Genomic DNA, 23,952 nt, shown 5'->3' on the forward strand with positions numbered 1-23,952 from the left:
GCGAACCCGCGGCGACCAATTTTCTGGTACGCCGAGGATCACCTGGGAACTGACTGGTACCGTTTTCCCTATGGAAGCGACCGTCGATTCGGTGGGACGCATCGTCATCCCCAAGCCACTACGTGACGCTCTGGGCCTCGTGCCCGGTGCGTCCGTCGATGTGAGCCTCTACGGTGCCGGTCTGCAACTCGTACCCGCCGGACGGACGGCGCGGCTCCGAGAGGTCGACGGCTCCCTGGTAGCCGATTCGGACACCGTCGTGACCGATGAGACCGTGTTCGCCTTGATCGACTCCGGGCGCCGGTGACCGACCTCGCGCTCGACACGAGCGTCGCCGTCGCCTATCTCCTGCGGTCTCACGTCGCCCATGCTGCGGTCCGACACCACGTCGGCACCCGGGTTCCCACGCTGACCGGACACTCGCTGGCCGAAACGTATTCGGTGCTCACGAGGCTCCCCGGCGATGCGCGAGTGACCCCCGCCGATGCCGTCACGCTCATCAAGGCCAACTTCGGCGAGCCGGCACTCCTCGATCCGGGTACCGCTGCATCCATCCCCTCCGTCCTCGCTTCGGTCGGCGTCGCGGGCGGCGCCGTATACGACGCTCTTGTCGCTCTCGCCGCCCGCATCGCCAACCTGCCGCTGGCCACCCGCGACCAGCGGGCAGCGTCGACATATGCGATCCTCCACGTCCAGATCGAGCTGGTCGTCATCTGACCGGAAACCGGCTTAGAGCGACCGGCAATAGGGGGCGCGGCGTCGCGCCGAGTGCGCCACCGTGTGTCCGGCAAATCGGGTACCGCCCAGTAGCGCCCATCCGGCCGCCGAGGACACCGGCGGTAGGTCATTGCGGTCACCGGAGCGGCACTTTCCACCTACGGCCGGCCGCCGAGGACACCGGCGGTAGGTCGCTGCGGTCACCGGAGCACCACTTTCCACCTACGGCCGGCCGCCGAGGACACGGGCGGTAGGTCATTTCGGTCACGGGGACGACAGTTTCCACCTACGGCCGACGGCCGTCATACCCAGGGGCTCCAAGACCCGGCTGGGATCCCCCGCTACGCCGCTGGTCCCGAACGGTCAGTCCCGAATCTGGGCGTCGGAGGCGTCGAGTCGCCCACAAAACCTGTAACGCCGGGAACTTGGGCACGTGTTCGGCACGATCAGCCGCCGGAGGTCGGTGATGGCCGGGCACGGCCGCGCTGAGAGAGCGGCGACGGCACTTTGACCGGTTCGCCCAGGCTAGGGAGCCCTCAACCATGATCTTGATGTGGTGCCCCCAACGGGATTCGAACCCGTGCTACCGCCTTGAAAGGGCGATGTCCTAGGCCGCTAGACGATGGGGGCGGGCGACGACGACCAGGCTTGATCTACAACTTACCCAGAACGTCTACCGTTGGGACCGCTGCAAGCATAGAGGTGATGGGCCGCCTGCGACAAACGGGTTCCAGATCGCTTGGGTACCTCCCTCACGTGGCCCGGCGGCCCTCAGGCGTCGGCCAGCGCTGGCAGCGGGTTCGCCCAGCGGTAACGGGAGAGGAAAAAGGCCCGCACCGGACGTCCACCGATGGCCACGTTGTGTGCGATCGGGACCGGTCCGGTCGGGTACGCCACGTCGAACGACAGCGTCACGTCGTCGGCTCGCTCCAACGGCGTGTTCGGATCGTAGACCCGGAGCGTGACCGCGGTTCGTCGCTGTTCGTAGGCGTATGCCAGGAGCTGATGGCTGGACCCAAGCTGGAACGGATCGTAGGAGCGCAGCGTGATGACGCCGAGCGGGGCCAGGACGCCGCGGTCGAGGTCGAGCCGAACCCGCGGCCACTCGTTCACGACCGTGATGCGCCCGGCACCGCGCAGGGTCAGCGAGGACCGCGTGGTGTCCGCATCCGGCGTGGCCATGAGCTGGTAGTAGCGTGCGACGCCACGCGGGATGTCGAAGCTGTCGAACAGCCGGCGGACGATGTAGCGGTACAGCGGTGAGTCCGGCGCAGGTGGTTCCTTCAACACCGGTGGGGTCAGCTTCGCCTCGAAAAGATCACGCGTCGTGTAGATCATGCCACCGCACAAACCGCGACTGGCGTCACCGATCGGTACCGGCCCGACACCTGGAAAATTAATCTTCAGCACGGGCTGCCTTGGAAAATCGTTGGTGAAGGGCAGCCCGTTACTGCTCGGGCGGAACCCCTCCACCGCGGCATGGGCGTCGACCATCACGGTCTCCCTTCCCACAGAAACGTGTTGCCCTGGAATGATGCCCCCCAGGCTCCCATCCGCACATCCGGGTGCGGTGGTCGGCAGATCAGGTGGCAACTACCAGTGCCCATTATGACGCATAAATGATGATGTTGCATTACATACTGTGCCTCCTGTACCAACAGCATTTTCGGCAAGTCATGTTTGGCGGTTGCGGGGCAGGAGAGCAACCAGTGCATGACCGTCCGACGCATCGGTGACACGCACAGGCAGGCATTGGCGCCAACTGCCGGTGCCACCGCCGAGCAGCCGCCCGCGCGCATGACTCGGGGTGAATTCTGATGATAACAAGCCTCCCGATTGCCGCGTCACTGGACATTCCCCTGACCATGCCGGTGGCCGTTCCGTTTGACGTTCCATGTGACGTTCCGCTGGACGTCCCGGCGCGGCCGGCCGGCACAGCGACCGATCGGACGCCGGTGGGAGGTCCGTACACCCCCGCGAGGGTAGGTGCGGTATTCGCAGCGCTCATCGCGTCCGGACGGCTTGATCTTCCGCTACCCGCGGCGGGTGCCACTGCTGCGCGTTGGCGTGCGCTTGCCGATCTCGCCGCCTTCGACGTCACGCTGGCTCGACTCGCACAGGCGCACACCAGCGCAGCGGCGATCCTGATGAAGTCGGCCGGGCCGGCGCCCGAACATGATCAGCGATGGGGGTTGTGGGCGACGGAAGATCCGATCGGTTCGCTGGTCGCCCGTCGAGGCCGTGGCGGCTGGACGATACATGGCGCCAGGGCGTCCTGCCCGGGTGCGCACGTGCTCACCCACGCGCTGGTCGCGGCCAGAGTCATCGCGGACGGCAGCGAAGACGCGCGCAATGACACGCGAAATGACACGCGCGAAGGCACGATCGGGCTGTTCGCCGTCCGCCTCAATGAGCGCAACGTTGCCGTGGCAACAGCGGGATCGCACGGACCAGACCGATCAGACGCATCGGACGCATCGGCGTTCCAGGCGATGACCGGCGCGGACACCGCGACCGTCCTGTTCGACGGGGCACCCGCCATCCCGGTGGGTGAGCCTGGCTGGTCGACCGGGTCGACCGGGTCGACCGGCGGGTCCGCTCCGGACGCGGCATACCTCGACCAGCCGATCTTCTGGCATACCAGGGTGGATATCGCGGCATGCTGGTTCGGCGGCGCGACAGGTATCGCCCGAACGCTGTTCGCCGCCGGCCACACCGATCACGAAGGAGAGGCAGGTCATCTCGCCGGCCGAACCGAGCGAACCGAGCGACGCCTCGACATCCACGCGCTGGAACACCTGGGTCGCGTGGATGCGGTGCTGATGGCGATGCGCTGCGTCCTGGAGACAGCAGCCCGCGAGATGGACGCCGATCCCGACGATGTCGGCCGGTCCGCACGCAGGCGCGCCCTTCGGGTACGGGCGAACATCGAGGCAGGCGCGACCGAGGTCCTCGACCGGGTGGGGCGCGCGCTCGGCCCCGGCCCGTTGTGCGCCGACCGCGGGTACGCCCAGCGCGTCGCTGACCTCGGTGCGTATCTGCGTCAGAACCGCGCGGAACGCGACCTCACCGACCTCGCCGCCGTCGTCTTGGAGGATCTGGATCCGCTCTGGTGGTGACGGGCAGGTGACCACCCCCGCCTGAGTGGGTATGCCAGTCGGTATGAAGCACCGTCCCGAAGGCATCCCGGCGGCCCAACTGTCGGACGAGGATCTCGTCCGCGAGGTGGACCAGCTGCACGCGACCCGCCACGATGCATTCCTGCACGGCACCAGGGATGCGTTCGACACACACACCGCGCGGATGCTGAGCCTCGAGTACGAGTATCTGCGCCGGTTCGCGGCGATCATCGGACCCGACCCGCTGCGGACCCGCGCCGGTAGTCGCCAAGCCGCCGCAGCGGGCCGCGTCAGCTCGTGAGGGACGTCAGCTCGTGAGGGACATCAGCTCGTGAGGGACATCATGGGACGGCTCTCAGCTTGTGATGTCCCGGGTTCCGAAGACGATCCGGGCAAGGATGACCATCGCCGCGCCGTAGGAGCCCTCGAGGGCCAGCCCACGTCTGATGTTCACCCAGCTCACCGGATCGCGGAACAGGTCGATGAACCCCATCCAGTAGTGGGTCGGCAGGTACGGCTGGATGGCCGCGGCGGCCGGGAGCTGGTCGAGCACTCCCGCGGTGACCAGGACGCCGAGTGCGCCGAGCGTGGCGGCGAGCGGCGTCGAGGTGACCACCGACAGGAACAGTCCCACGCCGGCGATGCCGAGCATGGATGCGGCCACGAACAACGCTGACAGCGCGATCCGGATGGCCGCCCCCGACAGGGACAGGGGCGGGCCGGTGCCGGACAGCGGCTTGATGGGCGCCAACCCGAACAACCCCCAGCCGACCACGAAGGCGGTCGTGGTCACGGCGGTCACTGCGATGACGAGATAGACGATGATCCCGACCAGCTTCGCGGCCAGCAACCGGCCCCGGCCGACCGGACGGATAAGCAGGTAGCGCAGCGTACCCGCGGCGGCCTCGCCCGCGATCGCCTCACCTGCCAGCAGCAGTACCGCCACCGGTAGGAACAACGGTAGGACGAGGGCGAGAGCCGCGATCGGCAGCCACGTTCCGTTATGTATGACCTCCGTGAGGAAGGCCGGGCTCCCTGCCCCCGACCCAACTCCGCTGACCTTCAAAAAGAGCGCGACGATCACTGGAAGTGTCGCGAGCATCAGCACCGACACCCAGGTCCGTCGCCGCATCAGCAGAATCTGGACCTCAACGCGGATCATCGGTCATCCAGGACGGATTGCAGGGCACCGTCGTGATCGTTACCGGTCAACTCCAGAAAGACATCCTCGAGTGATCGTCGTTCCACCACCAGTTCGGAGACGCGCACGCCGGCCGAGACCAGCGCGGCGTTGAGCGCCATCGGGTTCTGCGTCCGGGCGACCAGGGACTGCCCGTCGCGGCCTTCGAGTACCCGTTCGAGCAGGTGCGCCGCGAGGTCGGAGTCCGGGGTGCGCAGGGTGACCCGACCGGTCGGCCCGCACAGCGCATCAAGGGAGTCGTGGGCGACCAGCTGGCCGTCACAGATGATCGCTGTCTCGGTGCAGAGCATTTCGACCTCCGAGAGCAGGTGCGACGACAGGAAGACCGTCGTTCCCTCGGCGTTCAGCTCGAGCAGCAGATCGCGGATCTCCCGAATGCTCTGCGGATCAAGCCCGTTCGTCGGCTCGTCCAGGATCAGCAGACGAGGCCGGCGCAACAGGGCCGCGGCCAGACCGAGGCGCTGCTTCATCCCGAGCGAGAATCTGCTGATCGGTCGGTCGTCGATGTCACCGAGCCCGACCCGGTCCAGGGCGTCCTCGATCCGTCGCCGGCGGGAACGCCGAGCACCGCCCCGGCCGGCGGCGTCGAGCGCGGTCAGCTCGACCCGGGCGGACAGAAAGGTGTGGAACGCGGGCGCCTCGACGAGAGCGCCGATCTTGGGTAGTACCTGCCGGGAATGACGCGGCATGCTCCGGCCGAGAATCTTGACGGTGCCGGCGCTCGGGCGCACCAGGCCGAGCAGCATCCGGACGGTCGTGGACTTACCCGATCCGTTCGGGCCGAGGAAACCGAACCGGTCACCGGTCGCCACCTGGAGGTCGAGGCAGTCCACCACGGTCCGGTGCCGGTAGCGTTTGGTCAGGCCGTCCGCGTGGATCGCGAACGTCATCCCGGTTCTCGCGTGATGTCGGCAGGCTCGAGCCGTCGGATGATGGCGCTTTGTCGAACGATGGTGCTTTGTCGGACGATGGTGACAGCGCCGGGCACGGGGCAACCACGCGTCGCGATCGGTGGGTCGACCGGACCAACCGCCAGCGCGTCCAGCGGACGCCGGCCCGACGCGTGGCGGCAGGATGATCGGGAGGTAGGCACTGTGCCTACCAGTAAAGCGGGGTCGTCCCATGGCATCGACAGTCGGGTCGGACGTGACCCGCGTGTCGCGCCAGACCGATCAAGGCATGCCGGACGGAGCCACCTACATACCCTGCGGTCGCCAGGTCATTCACCTGTCACCTGTCACCTGTCGCCTGTCGCCTGTCGCATCGCGCATCTGTCGCATCCTGGCATCGTGGCAGGTCGGTTCGACAGGTACGATCAGGATCCGCGGGCCGTTAGCTCAATAGGTAGAGCAGCAGACTTTTAATCTGCGGGTTCAGGGTTCGAGCCCCTGGCGGCCCACATTTGATCACCCTGTCTCGCAGGGGATGTGGTCAAGATCGTGGACCTTGACCACCCCTACAAGATCAATGACCCCCGTGGATGACCCCAACGTCAATCATCATCCGAGAACAGATGATCCAGCCGGTCAACGGCACCCCGCTGGACTTTTCCGGCCACCTCGATATAGATCGTTTTGGTGATGACGGGCGAGCTACGCCCAAGAATGTCTTGGATGTTGTCGATGCTGACGCCCTGGTTGACGCAGCACCGCGGCCTCGTGCCGTAACACGAGTAACTCGATGTCCATGGACGCCGACGAACGACCGAGCAGAACCAGCCAGCTGCACACCCGAACAAAGATCAGATACAGCGGGCGCATCGACATAGCTGACCAGCATGCCGACAACCATGGCGGCACAGCGCCCCAGCTCACAGACCCAAGCCGACTTCTGGCACCCCACAGGCACCAACGAACCCGCCGAACAGCTGGTCAGCGTCATCAGCCTTACACCGTCGGTCGGGTAGTCCCGACAGATCTGGAGCCAAATGGTCGGCAGATCTGGAGGTCGACCTGTGGCAGATTTGGAGGTCAACTATCGTCAAGCCGTGAGCACGCCACTGCAGGGACTGCTCAAACGGCGCTTGCTCCCCATCATCGAGAGCCGGATGGCCGAGGAACCCGTCATCCTCGTGCAGGGTCCCCGGTCGGTGGGCAAGTCCACTCTGCTCCGCGGCCTGGCCTTCCACCACGGGCACCGACACCCGCAACTGACAGATCTGTGTGACGTCGACGGCGTTACCGACCGTAGGCACTGCTGCGGTGGTCGAACCGGAAGATGACGATCACAAAATGGTCTTCATCGATTCGTAACGGACACGGTATTCGGCGCCGTAGTGGGCGGCGTGCTGGCCAGCGAACGGTGGACCAAGCGGGTAGCCGATGCGCCGAGGGTCGGTCGTCAGCCGACCCGTCGTGAAATCGATGATCCCAGCGTGAACGCGGGGCGGTAGCCTACTGAGGCTACGCCACGCAGCAGGGGTGATGCGTGCCTGGTAGGGCTCAGCAAGTGCCATCGAGAGGGGGCAGCCCGTAACGGGCGCGTGCCTCCTGTCCGGTGGTGAACTCGCCACGAGCGTACTCGGCGCGCGCTTCAGCGATCTCACGCTGGGCGTCGAGGTCGCCGGTCAGTTCCTCGGCCTCCCGATAGGACATCCATGTCCGGTACACGGCCACGTCGGCAGCCGGCACGAGCATGACATCCTGGTGGCCGTCGCGGACAAGCACGACCGGCTCGCCGGTGGTCTCAACCTCGTCGGCGAGCCTCGGCAGCCGAGCGCTGGCCAGCTGTTCGGTACGCACCCTTCAAGTGTGCCTCACGAGAGCGCCGTACGTGTCGAGGAGGGCGGATTCGAGGACAAGACGGGTCGCGCGAGATGCGTCTGTCGTGCTCCGTCCCGTCGAGGCCGGGATCTCCGGCCACGGCTACGGCTACGGTTGCATCGACACCACACGCTCCATACTGCGGCCGGGAACGAGGGGAAACGACCGCCCTCAGACCATCCACCCGATAGAGATCAACAGGTGGGTGCCGCGCCGGAGCGAAATAGGACAAGTCGAATTAACCAGCAGGCTCTAAAGCATGCCCAAAACGCGCTCACCATCGGCCGATTCAAGCGACACCCTGCCTCGTAGACGGGATTACGCAGCATTCCCCAGGCGTGTACTTCCGGGGAGTCGACCCCATGACGGCCCTTCCTTTCAGACAGTGAACTTCAGGTCCGCTGTCCACAGAAACGGGATCGCTCCACCCGGCCCGATAGGTCAAGATCTGACTCCTGGCGCCATTCTGGGGTCAATCACGTCCGGCGGGAACCGGCCTTGTTCACCTCGATGGCACGTTGCACGTCGTCCAGCAGGAGCCGGGAGCCGTCTTCGAAGGTGTCCTCGTGCTGCAGCTCGGTCAGGTAGGCGTCGATCTTCGGGTCGCGGACGTGGGACGGTCCGCGGGCCGGGCGCGTCCGCCGCGCCTCGTCGACGGTGAGCCGGCCCAGCGTGAGCAGCTGGTAGGAGGCGTACATCCGGCGCGCCTGCTCGGGGGTGAGCCCGGCGCGCTCGAGCACGTCGAGCTGCGCGGCGACCAGGCGGCGGGCCTTCGGCAGGAAGCCGCCGTGCAGCAGCAGGGTCGCCACCCCCGGGTAGCGCGCCGCCACGCGCCGGTAATCGGTCATAGCCTCCATGATCATGGCTCGCCAGTCGCGCTGCGGATCCCGCCCCGGATCTGGCAACGCCACCTGTCCGACGACCTCGTCGGCGACCAGCTTGATGAGCAGGTCCTTGGTGTCGACCCAGCGGTACAGGGCCATGGGCGTCACGCCGAGCCGGTCGGCGACCACGCGCATGCTGACCGCATCGATGCCGAACTCCCGGGTGACGTCGAGCGCGGCGCGCACGACGAGGTCCGTGTCGAGCGGTTGCGCCGCGCGTGCCTGCTTGGCCGTGGTCATGCGCCGGCACTGACCGGGTACGCGGGGTCGCCCGTCGGCCGCTGGGTGAGATTGCCGAAGACCGCGCGACGGGTGGTGTGGGGATCCACGGCGTCACTCACTCGGCGACCGTGGCCCGGTCGCCGATCCGCCGCCGCGGGTCGCGGCGCTCGAAGCGGTCGGCGGAGCGGAGGCCCGTGGCGTAGTTCCGACGGACGTCACCGGCCGGCTGCCCGCAGTGGCCCGCGACGCGGTAGGTTTCGACGGCGGTGACCTCGCCCTGCTGGTCGACGAGCACGCCGGTCAGGTGGTGCATCGGTCCACGACCCGCATGCGCAACAGCATCGCAGCGAACAGACGCCCGCCGTTGCCCTCGTCGCGCAGCTCGACGCGGACGGCGACACTACGGCCGGCGGCGCCGATGAAGACGGGGTCAGCGACGAAGGGTCCGACCCGACCGGGGCGCACGATCGTCAGTCCGAGGTGCTCGACCGTGAGGGTGTCGGTACCCACGTGCTCCGCGGCGGCCTGCAGGGCGGCGGCCTCGCAGACGACGAGCATCGGCCCGTGGTGCAGGCGGTCGGTGCCGATCTCGGGCGCGAGGCTGGGGATCTCGAGGCGGCCGTCGTCGCGGCGGCGGCCTGTGTATGCCTCGTAGAGCGCCGGGACGACGTCGAGTCCCTCGATGCCGGTGCCGGGCTCGGGATAGGTGAAGCCCTCGGGCGTCGGCACGATCACCGACCAGTTGGCGGTGCCGAACCCGATGGCGCGCTGCGGGTCGGCGGCATCGTGCATCCGTACCTCGGTGAAGATCTGCGACCGGGTCTCGCACGTCACGTGCCCGACGAGGTGCACCTCCTCGACGTCGGACGACGGGTCGAGGACCTCCACGTCGATCTGGGTGAGCGCCAGGATGTTGATCGGGTCGACGTTGATGCCGGCGACGTCGAGCATCGCGATGGCGAGCGGCGCCGCGAGGGCGCCGCCCGGGTGGCGCAGGTCGGGGCGCAGCGCGATCCAGCCCTGCGCGTGGTCCCGGTCGATCGCCTTCGGCCGCGACGCGAGGTACCGGTAGCTCATGAGCACCCCGCGGGTGCCCGCCCACTCGCCGTAGGGATCGGCCAGCTCGCGCCGGACGCTCCTGCTCTCAGTCACGGTTTCTCCCTCCGCTGCCGCGGTGACGGCCGTTTGCTTGCTCTCTCTGCGCGATCGAGTATATGGTGTATACGTCGGCTGGAGAGTGAAGGAGCCGCCGATGGCGAGCGGCGAATCGGGCGCGGCGCTCGCGCATTCCCGTCTGGTCGACCTTCTGCGGGTGGTCTCCACCGACGACGAGTACCTCCGATATCGGCTCCGCTCCGCCTTCCGACTCGCCCGGCACCTACAGCGCTACGACGAGATCGGGGAGTGGGCGCGAGCCGAGGACGTTGCTGCCGTCGCGCGACTTCTGGCCACCCAACCACCTTCGTGGGACGCGGGTGAGACCGCCCTGGAGGCATTCGTTCGTACAGATGGCGGCGAGCACGACCGTGAACTGCTGCATCTCTTCCACGAACGTTTCCTGCGCGGAAAAGCATTGCTCGGGCCGCCCGGTTCCGCCATGGCACACCATCACGTCGTCCCCGCCCTGCGCCATACCCGCGATCACCCGACGATCTCCCCTTCATTGCCGCCGGATACGGCAAGCCGCCCGCTCCCGCAATCTCGTGGGGTGCGAGGTAGACCATGACCGGAACATTGTGGATTCACGGTATCGTCAAGTTACGACCGATGGGATGACCGCGGACATGATTCTCAAGAAGCCGTCTCCGACGGAAGCAGCCGACATCGTTGCGATTCAGCAGCTCGCGGTGTCCTACGCCGAGGCGGTCAGCCGTGGTGAGGTCGGCGAAGCCGTACTCGCCTACGCACCCGACGGGGTGCTGGAGACACCCACCACGGCGCCCGCGGTCGGCCGCGACGCCATCGAAAAGACAATTTCGGCGGCGGTGGCGAGCCTCGAGTTCGTTTTCCAGACGGTGCATCTCGGCCTTGTGAACGTCCACGACGAGGGCCATGCCTCAGCCCGTTTCCAGATCACCGAGTGGGCCCGACGCCGCGCGGACGGCGCCGGGATGCTGTTCCTCGGCTACTACGACGACGAGGTCGTCCAGCTTGCCGACGGATGGCGGTTCAGCCGTCGCCACCTCGTGCCGCGTACCCTCGGCCGGCCACCGTTCCTGACCGGCGCCGTACACGACCTCTCCGCGCTGCGAACGGAACTGTAGAACATCGGCGGGCGGACCACGGACGTCGACGCTGAACGTGCTTTCCAGCCGGGCGTCCTGCTGCCGTATACGGGTGTCGGTAGCGAGGCGGACGTCGGCAGCGACGAACGCGGTGAGGTCCGGCCGGGGGACGTCCCCGCCAGGCCGACGACTCCCCGGCCGTCAGGGTCACCAACTGCAGGAAGTCGGTTACCCGCGGGTCTAGTGAAGGGCCCACAGCGCGGTTCCCAGCGTCCGACTAGACGACGGCCTCAACGACCAAGGAGCTACGACGTAAGCGGGCAACCACCTCCGATTTTCAGCCCGGAACGGGCGCCCCGCAGGGGAATAGGGACTAGATATAGATTGGCGTCGCGTAGCGGTGAGCTTGGCCGGCGTCGCGGTCCTGTTGTCGGCCAACGTTTACGGGGAGGCAGCTCCCCGCCACTTTGAAGGGATTGTAACCGTGACCGATGCGGGCGCCGACCCAGAGGCCAGCCGGGCGGAGGTGCGGGACGGGTTCTGCCGGTGGATGCACGATCATGTCGACGACCTGGCGCCTTTCCGCCGGGAAAGGCCGGTGTCCCTGGAGGAGCAGCTCGCGGAGCAGCGGCCGTTGCAGCGGCTGTTGTTTGACGCGGGCTGGACCCGTTTGGGCTGGCCGGTGGCTCATGGTGGGCTCGGAGGGTCGCGGCTGGCCCGGGCCGTCGTGATCGACGAACTGGCGGCGGCCGGCTATGCCGTGCCGGAGCTGCTCGGAAACACCGACATCGTCGGGTCGATGCTCGTCCGCTTCGCGCCGGAGATCGCGACCGAGCATCTGGGTCCGGCGATCGCGGGGGATGAGGTCTGGTGTCAGGGGTTCTCCGAGCCGGATGCGGGCAGCGATCTGGCGTCGCTGCGGACGCGGGCCGTCGAGGACGGCGACCATTTCCGGATCACGGGTCAGAAGACGTGGAGTTCCGACGGGCATCTCGCCACCGGGTGTGTGCTGCTCGCTCGGACCGGCCCGGTCGACAGCGGCCACCGGGGCCTGACGATGTTCTGGCTCGACATGAGCACGCCTGGGGTGACGACTCGGCCGATCGCCTGTGTCGACGGCCGGGCCGAGGTGGCCGAGATCTGGCTGGATGGCGCGGTGGTCGGAAGGGACCGGGTGGTGGGGGATGTCGGCGGCGGCTGGCGGGCGGTGATGTACCTGATGCAGTTCGAGCGGGGCGCCTACGCGTGGCAACGTCAGGCGGATCTGCGTGCCCGTCTGGAGGAACTGCTGGCCCAGCGGGCTCCCACGCCGTCACCGGCGGCGCCCGGAATCCTCGGCGACGCGTTCCTGCGGTACTACGCCCTGCGGGCGAAGTGCCGCGGGACGCTGGCCGCGTTGGACGCCGGCTGCGAGTTGGGCCCGGAGATCTCGGTCGACAAGGTCATGCTGGGCTTGGCCGAACAATCGGTGGCCGACGCTGCGCGCAGCCTGATGTGGCCCCCGTTCGTCACCGACGACGGCGACGACGCCGCTCTGGCGCGGCGGCGGTGGGCGTACAGCCGGATCACGACCATCTACGGCGGGAGCGCCGAGGTGCAACGGGATCTCATCGCCGAGCGGCTGCTCGGCCTGCCGCGGGGGCGATGATGAACGTCGGCGAACTCGACCTGGTCCGGACCTCGCTGCGCGAGGTGTTGAGGGGGACGGATGCCGCGGCGCTGCCCCGGGCGCTGCTGGAGTCGGGGTGGTCCGAGCTCGTCGACGCGCCCGGCGATCAGACGTCTCCGCCGGATGCCGACGCCTCCTCCGGGTCGGACGCCGCGGCCGTGCTCGCCCTCCTTGCGCAGGAGAGCGGCCGGGTCCTCGCGAATGGGCCGGTGCTGGACCTGGCGGTGGTGCATGCCGTCGGCCTGCCCGCCGACGATGTGACCGCGGTCGTCCTGCCGCCCGTCCCGGCCCGGGGGGCGGTGGCGGCCTGCCGGTCCGGCCCGGAGCTTGAGATCGACGGGTTGGCGTTCGCGGGCGTCGGGCGCGCGAAACGTCTCCTGCTGGTGACAGCTGACGACGCGGTGGCGGTCGACCCGGCGGCGGTGACGGTGTCGCCGGTGGGCGGCCTCGATCCGGACCTCGGCTTACTCTCGGTGCGCGGCACGGTGGCGGCCAGCGAGTCGACGCCGCTGGCCGACCGTGCGGGGGCGATCGCGGCAACCGCGTCGGCCCGCCGTTTCCTGGCTGGTCAACTCGCCGCGATCGCCGCGGTAATGCTGGATAAGACGGTGACGTATGTGGGTCAGCGCCACCAGTACGGCCGCGCGATCGGCTCGTTCCAGGCGGTGAAGCACCGCCTGGCCGACGTTCAGGTCGCATGCTCCGCCGCCGACGACGCGGTCGCGATCGCGTGGGAGGACGGTGGGTACTTCACCGCTCTGGCGGCCAAGGCGCTCGCCGGCCGCGCCTTCCTCACCGCCGCCACGCACTGCCAGCAGGTCCACGGCGCGATCGCGTTCACCGCCGAGCACGACCTGCACCGCTACGTGCGCCGCGGGTATGTCCTGGACGCGCTGCTCGGCAGCGCCGACGACCTGGCCTGGGAGCTCGGCGAACGCCTCTACGCCAGCCGATCCGTCCCCCGGCTCCCACGCCTGTAACCCGGACCCATCAACCGGCGGCCCGTGAGGGGCAAACCGATCGAGACCGTGACGCCACATCCGCCGCTGGTGAAGACGGGGCGAGAGCCGACGAGAGACACCGCGTGGATCTCTGGCCGACCGAGCCCGGGCTAATCCGACGGGTGGGCGACAGCCTGCCCACGTTCCGGTCGATTTTCGGATCAGCTGGTTTAGAGCGACCGGCAATAGGGGACGCGGCGTCACGGGGCTCGGGCACGCACCTCGCCTCGTTGTCGTCGGTCGACACCCAACACCAGGGTGCCGTACCCCAGTCCCGCTCCTTGATCCACACCCCTATTGCCGGGCGCTCTTACTGGGCGCGGTCGGCCTGCCGCTGCAGGAACCGGTGGACGATGGCCTGGTGTTCGGGAGTGTCGAAGGACTGGAACTCCTCGGCGAGGGCGAATTCGAGGATGCCGGTGATCGCCCGGCTGAGGTGCAGGTTCAGCGCCCGTTTCGTGGACTGGATGGCTTGCGGCGGCTGGGCGGCGAACCGCTGCGCGAGGGCGATCGCCTCGTCGAGCAGCCTGTCTCCTGGCACGACCCGGTTGGCCAGTCCGATCGATACGGCGACGGCGGCGGGGATGCGGTCGCCGGTGAACAGATATTCCTTCGCCCGTAGCAAGCTCATGAGCAGCGGCCAGGTGGGGGCTCCGCCGTCGGCCGCGGTGAGTCCGACCGACACGTGCGGGTCGGAGAGGTAGGCGTCCTCGGCGATGAGGACCACGTCGCTGAGCACGGCGAGGTTGCATCCCAGCCCGACCGCGGGGCCGTTGACGGCGGCGACGAGTGGTAGCGGGAACGCCACCATCTCGTGGACCAGCGCCGCCGCGTGCTCAATCTCGCCGCGCCGCGCCGCGCGGTCGTTGTGCAGCTCGACGAAGTGCGGCATGTCGCCGCCGGCGCTGAATGCCCGGCCGGCGCCGGTGAGGACGACGGCGCGCGCCCCGTCGTCGGCGGCGATGTGCCGCCAGACCTTGATGATTGCGTTGTGGAGGCGTTCGTTGGTGCTGTTGAGCGCTTCCGGACGGTTCAGGGTCACCAGCCGAACGGGCCCGCGGGATTCCAGCAGCAGCTCGGGCGCGAACGAGTTGTCCATGTGGTGTCCCTGTCTCTCGGGCCGTGGCTGGCCGGCCGCACGGAGGGTGGGTGCCGCCGAGCAGCTGCCTCGGCGCCTGGCCCGATGCTACTATGCGCTGCATAGCGCACAACCTCGTGCAGCCACTTCGGAGCACTGAGCTTCCGCGGGTGACCGAAGGATGACCGTGCAAGGAGGCCCGAGTATGGGTGATTTGCTGGTCCGTGGTGGAACGGTGGTCGACGGCACGGGAGCGCCCGGCCGGCGCGGCGACGTGCGGGTGCGCGGCGGCAGCATCGTCGAGGTCGGGGAGGGCCTGCGGCCGGACGGCGAGCAGGTCGTGGACGCGGCCGGTGCCTGCGTGGCTCCCGGGTTCATCGACAACCACACGCACTACGACCCGACGCTGTGGTGGGATCCGGCGTGCGACCCGATGCCGCAGCACGGGGTCACCTCGGTGCTGACCGGCAACTGCTCGCTGTCGCTGGCACCGATGCGACCCGGCCACCGGGACGGCGTCGTCGCCGTGTTCAGTTTCATCGAGGACATTCCGGCCGCCGCGTTCGCCGCGTCGGTGCCGTGGAGCTGGGAGTCCTATCCCGAGTACGCCAAGGCGCTCGGCGAGCGCACCTTCGGCCTCAACGTGGCGCAACTGGTCGGCCACTCACCGCTGCGGCTGTTCGTGATGGGCGACGAGGCGTGGGACCGGCCGGCGACCGAGGCCGAACGCGGCGAACTGGCCGCAGTCCTACACAGCTGCCTGGCGGCCGGGGCGTTCGGTCTGTCGACGTCGTTCTTCGACGAGGACGCCACCGGCCGCCCGGTCCCCAGCCAGCTCGCCGACGACGCCGAGCACGGCGCCCTGTTCGACGTGCTGGCCGAGCACGGCCGGTTCGTCGAGTTCATCCCCGGTCTCAACGGCCGGCACCCGTTGCGGGACGTGGACCGGCTCGCCGCGCTGTCCGGGCCCCGCGGGGTGGTCGCCACCTTCAACGGGGTGTTCCACTCGAGTGTCGCGCCAGACCGGGCGCGGCGGTGGCTTGATCACTGCGCCGAGTTGCAGGCCGCCGGCACCCCGATGTACGCGCAGGTGAGTCCCCGCACCCTGGACATGCGGATCAGCTGGGACAACAGCCTGCTGATGATGGCGTTGAAGGATTCCTGGTCGGAGGTGCTGCGGGCCCGCGGGGAGGAGATGCGGCGGCTGTTGGAGGACCCGGCCTGGCGGGCGCGGGCGCGCCACGACTGGGACACCAACCTCCCCCCGATCAGCCCGCTGCGGCGGCTCGACGCGCTGCGGTTCATCGAGGTGAGCAAGCCCGAGAACGAGGTGTGGCTCGGCCGCACGCTGGCGGAGCTGATCGCCGCCCGCGGCGGGCACGTCTCCGACGTCCTGGCCGACTGGGTCCTCGACAACGACCTGGCACCCGGCATCGTGGCGGCCGGGGTCGCCAACGAGGACCCGGCCGGTGTCGCGGGCACCCTGGTGCATCCAGGTGCGGTGGTGGGGAACTCCGACGCCGGCGCCCACGTGCAGATGATGTGCGCGAGCGGCGACACGACGCTGCTGCTCACCCGCCATGTCCGCGACCGGGGTGACCTCACCGTCGAGCGGGCCGTCCACGAGCTGACCGGGCGGCAGGCCGAGCTGTTCGGCTTCCGGCGGCGCGGCGTGATCGAACCGGGCCGGGCCGGTGACCTGGTCGTCTTCGCCCTCGACGAGCTGCACTGGGACCCCGACGTGTTCGTCGCCGACCTCCCCGACGGCAGCAGCCGGCTACGACGACCGGAGGGCGGCTACCGGTACACCGTCGTCGACGGCACCGTCACCCAGGAGGGTGGCACCCTCACCGGCGCGCAGCCCGGCCGCCTCCTCACTGACGGCTGACGGCCGCCTTGACGATGTGCCGACGGCCCGCGCCGGGCGCCGCCTACGGAACCCCCATGCACCGGTGCCCCATCGGCTGGAGCAGACGATGACGACCTGTGCCGAGGGCGACCGCGCGATGGAATCGATCAAGGTCCAGCTCGGGGACGGCTGATGACGGCACCCGCACCGAGTGAGCAGGCAGGCCAGGGTGTGGTCAGGTCCGCGGCGGCGAGACCGGCGGGAGCCCTCAGCGAACGACGGATCGTCGACGCCGCGATTCGCGTCGCGCGCCGGGACGGCCTCGACCGGGTCACCATGCGAGGCCTTGCCCGCGATTTCGGCGTCACCACGATGGCGATCCACTATCACGTCCCGACCAGGAAGGCGCTGCTGCGGCTGGTCGTCGACCGCGTGCTGGACAAGGTCGAGGCGCCGCCGCCCGAAGGCTCCTGGGAGGACCGCTTCCGGGTCCTTCACCGCATGGTGAGTGTGGTTATCCGTGACTGCCCCGGTGTCGCCGACTACCTGGTTCACAACGTCACCCCAAGTGGCGTGCGCCTCGCCGACATCACTACCGGCATCCTCCTCGACGGGGGGTTCGACGAGGCGACCGCGGTGCTGGCCCAACGCACGGTCCAGTCGTACTGGATCGGCTACATGAAGCTGGTAACCGGCTTCGAGGGCCGGCCCTGCACGGTTCCGGAACGTCGGCCGGACTCGCGCCTCGACGGGTTCCCAGCGCTGGAACGGGTAGCGCCGGTACGGGCCGGGCTTGAACTGGACGCGTACCTGGAGTTCGCGCTCGAGCTCATCATCGCGGGCATCCGCGAACGGAGCACACAGCGGTCACCTACCCATCCCGCAACCCCTCGGCAGGAGCAGCAATGAGCACCTATGCGGTGGACGCCCTCGCGGGCAGGACGGCGTTAGTGACCGGGGGGAGCCGCGGCATCGGTGAGGCGTCCGCCCGGGCGTTGGACGCGGCCGGCGCCCGGGTGATCCTCTCGGGACGTGACGAGGCCCGCCTCGAGGCGATCGCGAAGGAACTGAACGATCCCGTGGTGTTGCCGTCGGATCTCGCGGTCCCCGGCGCCGGCGGCGAGCTGGCCCGCCGGGCGCTCGACGCCGGCGGGCAGGTGGACGTCCTGGTGAACTGCGCGGGCGTGGCGCGGCCCGCCGCGAAGCTCGGTGAGGAGGAGAACCTCGACGCGCTGCTCGCCGTCAACCTCCGCGGCCCCTTCATGGTCGCCGGGATCCTCGCGAAGGCCATGGCCAAGCGCGGGCAGGGCAGCATCGTCAGCCTGTCGTCGGTGGCAAGCTCGCGTGGGATATCCCCCTCGGTCGACTACGCGGCGACCAAGGGTGCGATCGACGCTATGACCAGGACCCTCGCCTTCCGGTACGGGCCGCGGGGAGTCCGGGTGAACGCCGTCGCCCCCGGATACGTCGACACCGAGTTCTCGGGCGGGGCCGGGCAGATACCCGGCTTCGAGGCCGCCGTGGCCGGTGAGACCGCCCTCGGCAGGGTCGGTCACGCCGACGACATCGCCGACGTCGTCGTCTTCCTCGCCTCCGACGCCGCCCGCTACGTCACCGGCCAGGTGATCGACGTCGACGGCGGATTCACCATGACCAAGGCCGTCGTGCGGATGGGTTCCTGACGATGACCGTACTGAGCGCCGGCCGGGACGTCGCCGTCACCGTCACCGTCACCGTCGGAAACGATCATGTGGCGACGGTCGAGCTGTGCCGGCCGCCGAACAATACCCTCGACGTCGCGCTGGTCACCGCCGTCGCCGACGCGCTGGAGTCGCTCGACGCCGACGAGACCTGCCGGGCGGTCGTGCTGTGTGCTCAGGGCCGGCACTTCTGCGCCGGCGCCCAGCTCGGCGCGTCCGCTCCCGGCGGCGGCCCGATCCCGATGGGGTACAGCAACCCGTTGTACGACCAGGCCCGGCGCCTGTTCGCCACGGCCGTCCCGATCGTGGCCGCGGTGCAGGGCGGCGCGATCGGCGGCGGCCTCGGCCTGGCGCTCGTCGCGGACTTCCGGATGACGTGCACCGAGGCCCGGTTTTCGGCGAACTTCGCCAAGCTGGGATTCCATCCCGGATTCGGGCTGAGCGTGACGTTGCCGGCGCTGGTCGGCCAGCAGCAGGCGGCGGATCTTCTTTACACGGGCCGGCGGGTCGGCGGCGAGGAGGCGGTCCGGCTCGGCCTGTGCGACCGGCTGGTGGACGCCGCCGACCTGCGGGCCGCGGCGCACGGCTGGGCGGCGGAGATCGCCACCTCCGCGCCGCTGGCGGTCCGCGCCGTCCGCCGGACGCTGCGGGGCGACCTGGCCGCGCGGGCAGCCGCCGCGATGCAGCGGGAACACCAGGCGCAGAAGGCGCTGCGGGGCACCGGGGACTACACCGAAGGCGTCGCCGCGTACGCCGAGCGGCGCCCGCCGCACTTCACCGGCCACTGACGCCGGACGTCGGCTGGCTATCCGCCGGCGATGAGGGGGTAGAGGCCGTCGGCTCCGGCGGCGTCGATCAACGGGCCGAGCCGTACGGTCCAGTAGCGGTCGTCGCCGTATTCCTTGCGCCATGACCACAGGCGCCGGCTGAGCTGGTGCAGCGGGTATTCCTGCGTCATCCCGATCGCGCCGTGCGCCTGGTGGGCCGCACGGGTGGCGGTGTGCGCGGCCTGGTTCGCCAGCAGCTTGGCCGCGGCGACCTCGAAGGCGCCGTCACGGCCACTGCTACTGCTCCCACCGCCGCCACCTGCACGCTCGTCCGCGCGTGCCGTCGCCGTCGCGGCGACCGTCGCGGCCATGGTGACGACGGCGGCTTCCTGCGCCACGACGACCAGGTGCTGCTGGACGGCCTGGAAGGTGGCGACGGGCCGGCCGAACTGCCGGCGCTGGTGGGCGTAGGCGAGAGTCAGTTCGCTCATCGCCTCCAACGCCCCGGCCATCGTCATGACGCGCGCCAGTGCGCCCCGGCGCACCAGGGCATCCGGGTCGACGCCGGCGGCGGCGGGAGCGAGGACCGCAGGCTCGACGCCGTCCAGGTGGACCGTGTCGCGAGGCTCGCCAGCAAGGTTGACGTCGGGTTCGACGCGTACACCGACGTCGGCTGTCGGTACGGCGACGACCTGCCAGCCGTCGTCGGAACCGACGAGCGCCACGATCCGCGCCGCCGCACGCGCCCACGGGACTCGGTGAGCAGTCCCGGTCAGGCGGGCGTCGGGGCCAGGTCCACCGTCGAGCCGCAGGGTGTCGCCGTCCCGGCCGGGGACGACGGTCAGCGGGCTGGCCGGGTCGACGGAGAGGCCGGCGCCCGCCAGCAGCCAGCCGGCCAGTACACCCGTCTCCGCCAGCGGGATCGGCGCGCCATGCCGGCCGGCGACCCGCAGGACGGCGAGCGCCTCGGGCAGTCCGCCGCCGCTACCGCCGCGGTCCTCCGGCACAGAGATCCACGGCAGCCCCATCTCCGCGGCGCGTTCCCACAGGTCCTTCGCCCAGCCTGCCTCCTCTGCGGCGAGCAGCTGGCGGTTGTCGCAGCAGGCGGCGAACAGCCGGTCGGCGGTCTCAAGCAGGACGGGGTCGACCCCCGGATAGTCGATCACTACGTCCTCCCGATTCGCGGCCCGGCGGCGACCCGGACCCCACCCGCGGGGACCCCACCGCGGCTCATGGCCGGAGCCCCTTGGCAGTGACCGAGCGCAGGATCTCCAGCGTGCCGCCGCGGATGGTGAACGACGGCCCGGTCAGCACGGCCTCGGCGAGCAACCGCTCGAACAGCGACGCCGAGCGGGGCGACGGCTCGAGGTCGACCAGCCGCTCCACGGCCGCGATGACGTCCTGCTCGAAGCGGGTGGCCATCTCCTTGACCAGCGCCGACTCCACCGACGGGGCGCCGCCGGTGTCGATCGAGCGGGCCACCGACAGCGACAGCTGGCGCAGCGCCCACCACCGCGACACCGCCGAGGCCAGCAGGTCGCGGGCCCGTTCGCCGGTCGGGGTGCCGGTGAACTCCCGCAGGAACTGCTCGACGAGGAGATAGGTGGACAGCCAGCGGTCCGGGCCGCCACGTTCGTAGGCCAGCTCCGAGGTGGTCTGCGCCCAGCCCTGGCCGATCTCGCCGAGGACGTCGTCGTCGGCGACGAAGACGTCGGTCAGTACCACTTCATTGAAGTGGGTGCTGCCGTCGAGGAACGGGATCGGGTGGACGGCGACCCCGTCGGCGTGCAGGTCGACCAGCAGCTGACTCAGCCCGGCGTGCCGCTCGGCGGAGTCGCCGGTCCGGCACAACGTGATGATCCAGTCGTTGTGGTGGGCGCCGGTCGTCCAGATCTTCGTCCCGGACAGCCGCCAGCCGCCGTCGACCCGCACCGCCCGCGCCTTGATCGCCGCGAGGTCGCTGCCGGCGTCCGGTTCGCTCATGCCGATGGAAAAACCCAACCGACCGGCGCAGATGCCGGGCAGGAACCGTCGCTTCTGCACTTCGGTACCGAACCGGTTGATCACGGGGCCGCTCTGCCTGTCGGCGACCCAGTGGTAGGCCACCGGGGCGCCCCAGCGCAGCAGCTCCTCGGTGACAATGAACCGTTCGACGGCGCTGCGGTCACCGCCGCCGTAGCGGGCCGGTAGCGCCATCCCGAGCCAGCCCCGTTCGCCCAGCTTCCGGGAGAACGCCGGGTCGGCCGAGCTGTTCATACCGAGGCCAGGTCGGAACGTCCCGCGGGGCAGCTCGGCGGCCAGAAACTCGCGCACCTGGTCACGCAGCGCCAGCTCAACGTCCGTGAGTTTGGTGGGTCGGAATGCTGGACCGGCGGCGGGACGACTCACAGCAGCCTCGTGGCGATCGACTTCTTCTCGCAGAAAGCGTCGAGCCCCTCCGGCCCGTACTCGCGGCCGATCCCCGACCCCTTGAAGCCGCCGAACGGCGCCTCGACCGGCTGCGCAGCGCCGTTGACGCTGAACGTGCCGGTGCGGATTCGCCGGGCCACCGCCATCCCGGCGGCGACGTCGCCGGTCCACACCGAGCCGGCCAGCCCGTACGGTGAGTCGTCCGCGATGGCCACCGCCTGCTCGACGTCGTCGTACGGGATCATCACCGCGACGGGCCCGAAGATCTCTTCCCGGGCGACCCGCATCCCGTTGTCGACCCCGATGAGCACCGTGGGTTCGACGTACCAGCCGACGTCGAGCCCGGCGGGCCGGCCGCCACCGACCGCGACCCGCGCACCCTCGGCGGCGGCCGTCTCCAGGTAGCCGGTGACCCGCTCGTACTGGGCTTTCGACACCAGCGGGCCGACGTCGGTGGCCGGGTCGAACGGGTCGCCGACCCGCTGGGCGGCGAACGCGGCGACGAGGACCTCGACCAGCTCGTCGTGGCGGGCCCGCGACACCAGGATCCGGGTCTGGGCGGTGCACGCCTGCCCGTTGTTCCCGACCACCAGCGGGGTGAGCCGGCGCACGGTGACGTCCAGGTCGGCGTCGTCGAGCACGATCGCCGCCGACTTGCCGCCCAGCTCCAAGCCGACCCGGGTGAGATTCTCCGCGCACGCCGCCATGATCCGCCGGCCGGCGGCGGTGCTGCCGGTGAACGCGACCTTGTCCACGCCCGGATGCCGGACGAGGTGCTCACCGGTCTCCCGGCCGGCGGGCACGATGCTGACCAGCCCCGGCGGCAGGTCGGCTTCGGCCAGCACCTCCGCCAGCACGAACGCGTTCAGCGGGGTCTCCGGCGCCGGCTTGACCACGACGGAGCAGCCGGCGACCAGCGCCGGCGCGAGCTTGTTCATGATCGAACGGAGGGGGGCGTTCCACGGCACGATCGCCGCCACCACCCCGACCGGCTCCCGCACCACCGTCGCGCCGCGCAACCCGCCCCGGGTCTCCTCGAACGGGAACGTGGCGGCCAGGCCGAGGTAGTACTCCAACGTCCGGATCGGTTGCGCGACCCCGATCGCCGAACACGACGAGATCGGCACCCCAACCTCACCGACGAGCAGCCTCACCAGCTCGTCGTGCCGCTTGCGCAGCCCGGCCAGCACCGGCTGCAGGCGGGCGGCGCGTTCGGTCGGGGAAACCCACCGCCACGGCCCGGCGTCGAAGGCCTCACGGGCCGCGGCCACGGCCCGGTCCACGTCAACCGGCGTACCCGCCGGCACGGTGCCGACGACCTTCTCAGTCGACGGCGAGACCACGTCGAAGGTGTCGTCGCCGGCCGGGGAGGTCCATCGCCCGCCCAGGTAGAGCCGATCGCGCATGATCGCCGCCGGCTGCTCGGCGAAGCTTCCATCCCGGCCCGGAGCTGTCTGGGCGGCCAGTTGCTCGGTCATCGGGCGGCCGCCTCGGTAGGCATGGCGGCGGGGGGCTCGAAAGTAGCGGACAGGGCGAGGTCGCGGCACGCCTCCAGCTCCGTCCGCACCGACGCGAGCTTGCGTTCGACGGCGGCTACACCGTCCTTCCCGAGGACCAGCCGCAGCGGAGGTCGCTCGGAGTCGACGAGGTCGACGACGGCCGCCGCGGCCTTGACCGGATCGCCCGGTTGGACGCCGTCCGACCCCGCGAGCCCACGGCGTACCTTCAACGCCAACGCGTAGTCGGCTATGAGTGCCGTACCCTGCACGAGGCTGCGGCCCGCCCATTCGGTCCGGAACGCCCCCGGCTCCACGATCGTGACCGCGATCCCGAGCGGAGCCAGCTCCGCCCGCAGCCCCTCGGACAGCCCTTCGAGGGCGAACTTCGAAGCGTTGTAGAGGCCGCATCCCGCGGAGCCGGTGAACCCGGCGACGGAGCTGACGTTGACGATGTGGCCGCCGTGCCGCGACCGCAGGTGAGGGAGCACCGCGCGGATGACCTTCAGCGGTCCGAAGAAATTGGTCTCCAGCTGGTGCCGGGCCTCGGCGTCGCTGATCTCCTCGACGGCGCCGATCAGCCCGTACCCGGCGTTGTTGACGACGATGTCGAGATGCCCGGCACGTTCGATGGCCGAGCGGACGACGGCGGCCACTGCGTCCTCGCTGCTGGTCACGTCGAGGATCTCGGCGAGGGCGTTGCCAGGGTGGAGCTTCTCGAACTCGTCGCGCTGGGTGTCGCGCCGGACGGTGCCGACGACTGTGTCGCCCCGCGCCAGGGCAGCCTGCGCGAGACAGCGCCCCAGCCCGGTGGACACCCCCGTAATCAACCAGCGTTTCGCTGCCATGCCGA

Annotated in this window: 24 protein-coding genes and 2 tRNA genes; 13 read left to right on the plus strand and 13 right to left on the minus strand. The window is 69.7% G+C overall.

The features are described 5' to 3' along the window. Nucleotides 1–70: 70 nt before the first annotated feature. Both U9978_RS06010 and U9978_RS06015 read left to right on the plus strand, forming a co-directional pair. Nucleotides 71–307 (plus strand): AbrB/MazE/SpoVT family DNA-binding domain-containing protein, encoded by a 237-nt coding sequence (locus U9978_RS06010; RefSeq protein ID WP_322760047.1) that lies wholly within the window; start codon nt 71–73, stop codon nt 305–307. After that, nucleotides 304–717: a PIN domain-containing protein gene (locus tag U9978_RS06015; protein WP_322760048.1), complete on the plus strand. Its 414-nt coding sequence runs from the start codon at nt 304–306 to the stop codon at nt 715–717. The genes U9978_RS06010 and U9978_RS06015 overlap by 4 nt, the downstream gene beginning before the upstream one ends. A gap of 554 nt (nt 718–1,271) precedes the next feature. Here U9978_RS06015 and U9978_RS06020 read toward each other — a convergent pair. Beyond that, nucleotides 1,272–1,347: transfer RNA gene (locus tag U9978_RS06020), tRNA-Glu, on the minus strand. A 141-nt stretch (nt 1,348–1,488) separates the two neighbouring features. Beyond that, nucleotides 1,489–2,211, minus strand: coding sequence for a hypothetical protein (locus U9978_RS06025; protein WP_322760049.1), 723 nt, complete (start codon nt 2,209–2,211; stop codon nt 1,489–1,491). Nucleotides 2,212–2,534: 323 nt separating this feature from the next. On the opposite strand from U9978_RS06025, the gene U9978_RS06030 reads away from it, so the two are divergent. Then, the gene (locus U9978_RS06030) at nt 2,535–3,836 is read left to right on the plus strand and encodes an acyl-CoA dehydrogenase (protein WP_322760050.1); all 1,302 of its coding nucleotides are present in this window, start codon (nt 2,535–2,537) and stop codon (nt 3,834–3,836) included. A gap of 43 nt (nt 3,837–3,879) precedes the next feature. Then, nucleotides 3,880–4,137 carry a DUF6158 family protein gene (locus U9978_RS06035; RefSeq protein WP_322760094.1) on the plus strand — a complete coding sequence of 86 codons (258 nt, stop codon included), beginning with the start codon at nt 3,880–3,882 and terminating at the stop codon, nt 4,135–4,137. Nucleotides 4,138–4,191: 54 nt separating this feature from the next. Here the strand turns inward: U9978_RS06035 and U9978_RS06040 are convergent, their stop codons facing one another. Together U9978_RS06040 and U9978_RS06045 are read right to left on the minus strand one after the other, a co-directional pair. Continuing rightward, nucleotides 4,192–4,998: a DUF2705 family protein gene (locus tag U9978_RS06040; protein WP_322760051.1), complete on the minus strand. Its 807-nt coding sequence runs from the start codon at nt 4,996–4,998 to the stop codon at nt 4,192–4,194. Continuing rightward, complete coding sequence (locus tag U9978_RS06045) at nt 4,995–5,927, minus strand: ABC transporter ATP-binding protein (protein ID WP_322756373.1); 933 nt, start codon at nt 5,925–5,927, stop codon at nt 4,995–4,997. Before U9978_RS06045 ends, U9978_RS06040 begins: the two co-directional genes overlap by 4 nt. A gap of 436 nt (nt 5,928–6,363) precedes the next feature. Between U9978_RS06045 and U9978_RS06050 the strand changes: the two genes are divergently transcribed. Continuing rightward, nucleotides 6,364–6,436 (plus strand) — tRNA-Lys (locus U9978_RS06050). 1,042 nt (nt 6,437–7,478) lie between these two features. Here U9978_RS06050 and U9978_RS06055 read toward each other — a convergent pair. The 4 genes from U9978_RS06055 to U9978_RS06070 form a co-directional block, all read right to left on the minus strand. Further along, nucleotides 7,479–7,778 carry a hypothetical protein gene (locus U9978_RS06055; protein ID WP_322760052.1) on the minus strand — a complete coding sequence of 100 codons (300 nt, stop codon included), beginning with the start codon at nt 7,776–7,778 and terminating at the stop codon, nt 7,479–7,481. A gap of 497 nt (nt 7,779–8,275) precedes the next feature. Continuing rightward, nucleotides 8,276–8,923: a TetR/AcrR family transcriptional regulator gene (locus tag U9978_RS06060; RefSeq protein WP_322760053.1), complete on the minus strand. Its 648-nt coding sequence runs from the start codon at nt 8,921–8,923 to the stop codon at nt 8,276–8,278. Between the two features lie 97 nt (nt 8,924–9,020). Further along, nucleotides 9,021–9,218 carry a hypothetical protein gene (locus U9978_RS06065; RefSeq protein WP_322760054.1) on the minus strand — a complete coding sequence of 66 codons (198 nt, stop codon included), beginning with the start codon at nt 9,216–9,218 and terminating at the stop codon, nt 9,021–9,023. Next, the gene (locus U9978_RS06070) at nt 9,206–10,057 is read right to left on the minus strand and encodes a hotdog domain-containing protein (RefSeq protein ID WP_322760055.1); all 852 of its coding nucleotides are present in this window, start codon (nt 10,055–10,057) and stop codon (nt 9,206–9,208) included. Before U9978_RS06070 ends, U9978_RS06065 begins: the two co-directional genes overlap by 13 nt. A 100-nt stretch (nt 10,058–10,157) precedes the next feature. Between U9978_RS06070 and U9978_RS06075 the strand changes: the two genes are divergently transcribed. From U9978_RS06075 to U9978_RS06090, 4 genes are all read left to right on the plus strand, one after another. Further along, nucleotides 10,158–10,631 carry a hypothetical protein gene (locus tag U9978_RS06075; RefSeq protein ID WP_322760056.1) on the plus strand — a complete coding sequence of 158 codons (474 nt, stop codon included), beginning with the start codon at nt 10,158–10,160 and terminating at the stop codon, nt 10,629–10,631. 46 nt (nt 10,632–10,677) lie between these two features. Next, a complete protein-coding gene (locus tag U9978_RS06080) occupies nt 10,678–11,169 on the plus strand; it encodes a nuclear transport factor 2 family protein (protein WP_322760057.1) in 492 nt (163 codons plus the stop codon). A 445-nt stretch (nt 11,170–11,614) separates the two neighbouring features. After that, nucleotides 11,615–12,778 carry an acyl-CoA dehydrogenase family protein gene (locus tag U9978_RS06085; RefSeq protein ID WP_322760058.1) on the plus strand — a complete coding sequence of 388 codons (1,164 nt, stop codon included), beginning with the start codon at nt 11,615–11,617 and terminating at the stop codon, nt 12,776–12,778. Further along, nucleotides 12,778–13,779 (plus strand): acyl-CoA dehydrogenase family protein, encoded by a 1,002-nt coding sequence (locus tag U9978_RS06090; RefSeq protein ID WP_322760059.1) that lies wholly within the window; start codon nt 12,778–12,780, stop codon nt 13,777–13,779. The genes U9978_RS06085 and U9978_RS06090 overlap by 1 nt, the downstream gene beginning before the upstream one ends. A gap of 331 nt (nt 13,780–14,110) precedes the next feature. On the opposite strand, the gene U9978_RS06095 is transcribed toward U9978_RS06090, so the two are convergent. After that, nucleotides 14,111–14,899: an enoyl-CoA hydratase/isomerase family protein gene (locus U9978_RS06095; RefSeq protein ID WP_322756766.1), complete on the minus strand. Its 789-nt coding sequence runs from the start codon at nt 14,897–14,899 to the stop codon at nt 14,111–14,113. 184 nt (nt 14,900–15,083) lie between these two features. Between U9978_RS06095 and U9978_RS06100 the strand changes: the two genes are divergently transcribed. From U9978_RS06100 to U9978_RS06115, 4 genes are all read left to right on the plus strand, one after another. Further along, complete coding sequence (locus tag U9978_RS06100) at nt 15,084–16,766, plus strand: N-acyl-D-amino-acid deacylase family protein (RefSeq protein WP_322760060.1); 1,683 nt, start codon at nt 15,084–15,086, stop codon at nt 16,764–16,766. A gap of 153 nt (nt 16,767–16,919) precedes the next feature. Further along, a complete protein-coding gene (locus U9978_RS06105) occupies nt 16,920–17,636 on the plus strand; it encodes a TetR/AcrR family transcriptional regulator (RefSeq protein WP_322760061.1) in 717 nt (238 codons plus the stop codon). Then, a complete protein-coding gene (locus U9978_RS06110) occupies nt 17,633–18,409 on the plus strand; it encodes an SDR family oxidoreductase (RefSeq protein WP_322760062.1) in 777 nt (258 codons plus the stop codon). The genes U9978_RS06105 and U9978_RS06110 overlap by 4 nt, the downstream gene beginning before the upstream one ends. A 2-nt stretch (nt 18,410–18,411) precedes the next feature. Continuing rightward, nucleotides 18,412–19,215, plus strand: coding sequence for an enoyl-CoA hydratase/isomerase family protein (locus U9978_RS06115; RefSeq protein WP_322760063.1), 804 nt, complete (start codon nt 18,412–18,414; stop codon nt 19,213–19,215). A gap of 17 nt (nt 19,216–19,232) precedes the next feature. On the opposite strand, the gene U9978_RS06120 is transcribed toward U9978_RS06115, so the two are convergent. From U9978_RS06120 to U9978_RS06135, 4 genes are all read right to left on the minus strand, one after another. Continuing rightward, nucleotides 19,233–20,360: an acyl-CoA dehydrogenase family protein gene (locus U9978_RS06120; protein ID WP_322760064.1), complete on the minus strand. Its 1,128-nt coding sequence runs from the start codon at nt 20,358–20,360 to the stop codon at nt 19,233–19,235. Nucleotides 20,361–20,424: 64 nt separating this feature from the next. Beyond that, complete coding sequence (locus U9978_RS06125; protein WP_322760065.1) at nt 20,425–21,582, minus strand: acyl-CoA dehydrogenase family protein; 1,158 nt, start codon at nt 21,580–21,582, stop codon at nt 20,425–20,427. Further along, on the minus strand, nt 21,579–23,081 hold the full coding sequence (locus tag U9978_RS06130; protein WP_322760066.1) for an aldehyde dehydrogenase: 1,503 nt from the start codon (nt 23,079–23,081) through the stop codon (nt 21,579–21,581). The genes U9978_RS06125 and U9978_RS06130 overlap by 4 nt, the downstream gene beginning before the upstream one ends. Continuing rightward, the gene (locus U9978_RS06135; protein WP_322760067.1) at nt 23,078–23,947 is read right to left on the minus strand and encodes an oxidoreductase; all 870 of its coding nucleotides are present in this window, start codon (nt 23,945–23,947) and stop codon (nt 23,078–23,080) included. The genes U9978_RS06130 and U9978_RS06135 overlap by 4 nt, the downstream gene beginning before the upstream one ends. Between the last annotated feature and the right edge of the window lie 5 nt (nt 23,948–23,952).

It is taken from the genome of Protofrankia sp. Cr2 (assembly GCF_963555885.1).
Classification (GTDB): Bacteria; Actinomycetota; Actinomycetes; order Frankiales; family Frankiaceae; genus Protofrankia.

What these genes read in the sequence shown, in the direction of transcription:
- U9978_RS06115 (WP_322760063.1), top strand. Translation starts at nt 18,412, where the DNA reads ATGACCGTACTGAGCGCCGGCCGGGACGTCGCCGTCACCGTCACCGTC.
- U9978_RS06045 (WP_322756373.1), bottom strand. Translation starts at nt 5,927, where the DNA reads ATGACGTTCGCGATCCACGCGGACGGCCTGACCAAACGCTACCGGCAC.
- U9978_RS06100 (WP_322760060.1), top strand. Translation starts at nt 15,084, where the DNA reads ATGGGTGATTTGCTGGTCCGTGGTGGAACGGTGGTCGACGGCACGGGA.
- U9978_RS06030 (WP_322760050.1), top strand. Translation starts at nt 2,535, where the DNA reads ATGATAACAAGCCTCCCGATTGCCGCGTCACTGGACATTCCCCTGACC.
- U9978_RS06040 (WP_322760051.1), bottom strand. Translation starts at nt 4,998, where the DNA reads ATGATCCGCGTTGAGGTCCAGATTCTGCTGATGCGGCGACGGACCTGG.
- U9978_RS06025 (WP_322760049.1), bottom strand. Translation starts at nt 2,211, where the DNA reads ATGGTCGACGCCCATGCCGCGGTGGAGGGGTTCCGCCCGAGCAGTAAC.
- U9978_RS06075 (WP_322760056.1), top strand. Translation starts at nt 10,158, where the DNA reads ATGGCGAGCGGCGAATCGGGCGCGGCGCTCGCGCATTCCCGTCTGGTC.
- U9978_RS06110 (WP_322760062.1), top strand. Translation starts at nt 17,633, where the DNA reads ATGAGCACCTATGCGGTGGACGCCCTCGCGGGCAGGACGGCGTTAGTG.
- U9978_RS06080 (WP_322760057.1), top strand. Translation starts at nt 10,678, where the DNA reads ATGACCGCGGACATGATTCTCAAGAAGCCGTCTCCGACGGAAGCAGCC.
- U9978_RS06130 (WP_322760066.1), bottom strand. Translation starts at nt 23,081, where the DNA reads ATGACCGAGCAACTGGCCGCCCAGACAGCTCCGGGCCGGGATGGAAGC.
- U9978_RS06035 (WP_322760094.1), top strand. Translation starts at nt 3,880, where the DNA reads ATGAAGCACCGTCCCGAAGGCATCCCGGCGGCCCAACTGTCGGACGAG.
- U9978_RS06065 (WP_322760054.1), bottom strand. Translation starts at nt 9,218, where the DNA reads ATGCACCACCTGACCGGCGTGCTCGTCGACCAGCAGGGCGAGGTCACC.
- U9978_RS06010 (WP_322760047.1), top strand. Translation starts at nt 71, where the DNA reads ATGGAAGCGACCGTCGATTCGGTGGGACGCATCGTCATCCCCAAGCCA.
- U9978_RS06090 (WP_322760059.1), top strand. Translation starts at nt 12,778, where the DNA reads ATGAACGTCGGCGAACTCGACCTGGTCCGGACCTCGCTGCGCGAGGTG.
- U9978_RS06135 (WP_322760067.1), bottom strand. Translation starts at nt 23,947, where the DNA reads ATGGCAGCGAAACGCTGGTTGATTACGGGGGTGTCCACCGGGCTGGGG.
- U9978_RS06060 (WP_322760053.1), bottom strand. Translation starts at nt 8,923, where the DNA reads ATGACCACGGCCAAGCAGGCACGCGCGGCGCAACCGCTCGACACGGAC.
- U9978_RS06105 (WP_322760061.1), top strand. Translation starts at nt 16,920, where the DNA reads ATGACGGCACCCGCACCGAGTGAGCAGGCAGGCCAGGGTGTGGTCAGG.
- U9978_RS06095 (WP_322756766.1), bottom strand. Translation starts at nt 14,899, where the DNA reads ATGGACAACTCGTTCGCGCCCGAGCTGCTGCTGGAATCCCGCGGGCCC.